This window comes from Pedobacter sp. 01T416_2, from assembly GCF_056398925.1.
On sequence record NZ_JBFTQI010000860.1, the window covers coordinates 1 to 2,333 of the forward strand.

Annotated in this window: 1 protein-coding gene; it reads right to left on the reverse strand. The window is 35.7% G+C overall.

The genetic code is table 11. From position 1 onward, the window contains the following. Positions 1 to 2,281, reverse strand: a 2,281-nt coding sequence (locus AC1DPQ_RS25105) for a hypothetical protein (protein WP_477611224.1), incomplete at its 3' end; no start/stop codon positions are given. Positions 2,282 to 2,333 lie beyond the last annotated feature (52 nt).

Here is a 2,333-nt window from a genome sequence, read left to right on the forward strand (position 1 = left end):
CATTATAAATACTGCTTAAAGACGTCGTTAAATTTAATCCGCTGTATTTGGTATTAAAGGCTTCCTGTTCCGACCGATAGGTATTAAAACCCTGCCCTACTTCAGTAGCAAACTTATCCTTGTAAGTATAGTTTAAACTTAGTTTCGCATTCGTATTTAAAGTATTTGAAAAACTGAATACGTCGTTTAAGTAACCTGGGTTTTTGGCGATATTGATTCCTCCATTTAAACTGAGTTGCAATTCAGTCGTTTTCAATTTGAAAGCTTTTCTTAAATATCCATCAACATTTAAATACTTATTTCCACTCGCATTGGCTAAGTATGCCGTACGCTTATTTTGGCTGTCTATAAAAATACTATCAACAATTGCATCATCAATTATGCCTGCCGAAACACTAAAGTTATAATTTAAGGTATTTTTGCTTTTCTGATCCGAACGATCGAAGTTAAAGCTGATGGACCTGTCAGTAGCTTCCCTGAGTTTAAGATTGCCCCGCTGTAAATTGTATAAATTGGTACTATCGGTTAAAGGCGCTAGTTGTTGTAAATTGGGTATAGTGATATTAGTTCTATAGTTTAATGATACTGAGTTATAAGATTCGCCATATTGATAATTGCTATAATTGATATTCACTTCAGGAACAAATCTGTTATAGGTTCGGTTAATGTTTTGTTGCACCTTATCCGATCTGTTATCCTGAAAAATAAAACGCTGTTTCGCGGAGATCCCGATGTTTAAACTTTTACTAAATCTGTTTGATAAACTCTTATGGAAAGATTTACTTAGGGTTAGGCCTGGGGTTTCATCAACAGTACTGGTTTTGGTGTTATTGCTTAAATAGGTATTTGTAGCATAAGCACTAGCTTTTAAATCTTCTACCAGGTTATGGTCATTACTATTATTAAGTTCTAAATTGTTGTTTAAAGATAAATCGAAGCCAGCAAGATTTTTATATCCAAATAGTAACGATTTTAAATTGGGTAGTTCTAACGATAGGGTCTGGTTAAAAGATTTGCGCTGTGTATCATAGCGTCTATCGTAATCGGTATTGGTGGCTGCGTTTACAAAAGATCTAAACGAGGTTAGATTCGATCTTTGGTTGTCATTATCATTTATTGATAGCCGATAATTTGCATTAAGACCGTTAAAACGGTGTTCTTTTCTGGTGATATAATTGGAGAGACCATACCTTATACCAAGACTAAAGCCTTTGTCGTTAAAATCATTTTGTGCTTTGGTGTTGTTGGTACTCGTTAACACATTTTGTCCGTTAAAAGCACTTCTTTGTGTATCGTTGTTTGAGCTACCATTGTTTAAAGACATCCATTGGTTAATGTTTAAACGGTGGTTCTTTTTAGTAAATTCTAGACTCGAATCAAAAGCCTGATTGGTTGATGCTGTATTTCCCCTGGTGGTATTGTTCTCGAATATCTGATCGGTACCATTAATAGAAGTTGTAGTTCTCGCATCCGATATATTTTCGTTGTTTTTGTTTTGAACAAAATAATTGGCATTTAACGTGCTTTTTTTCTCATAAGTGGGCTTTTCAATAAAATTATAAGTAAAAGTTACGCCACCAATATTCGGTTGGTTTATGCCTGATTGCCTGAAATCGGGCTGATACTCTACATTGGTAGTTAGTCCTTTAAAAGTACTATTGGCGGTTAACGATCTAATACTGTTGGCTGTTTTATTAATGTTGTTGCTCGCCCCTATAATACCGAGCTGCATTTTGGGCGAAAACATATTAAAACTTGCATCTGTTTCATATTTTTTGGTGGTGCCGTAACCCGCACCAATTTTGCCGAAGTAGCCGATGTCTTTGCCTTTCTTAAGTTTTAAATTAACCGTTAAGGTACTGTCAAGTGGGTTACTCTCATTCCGTTCCCGGTAAACCTGTACCTTGTCTAATGCATTTTTCGCAATGTTTTGGGTAGCCATTTTAATATCACCGCCGAAAAACTGTTTCCCGTTTACCAATAAGCTCTTTACTTCACGGCCGTTAACGGTAATCTGTCCATCGCCCCAAAGGGTTACATTGGGTATTTTGCGCAAAAGATCTTCTACAACCGCATTGCTATCCAATTTAAAGGCTGCGGCATTAAATTCTAAAGTATCGCCATTCATGGTAATTGGCGCTACCCTAATCTCTACATCCTGTAAATTGTTGTCTTTTATAGCGATAATTAATGTTTTTAAATCCAGTGCAGTTTTTCCGTCTATAATCGTGAAATTTTTGCGGAGTAACTGGTAGCCAACATGGCTTATTTCCACATACATTTTAGCATTTAATGGTAAATTTTTGAAGTTAAACCCACCATAGTTATTGCTC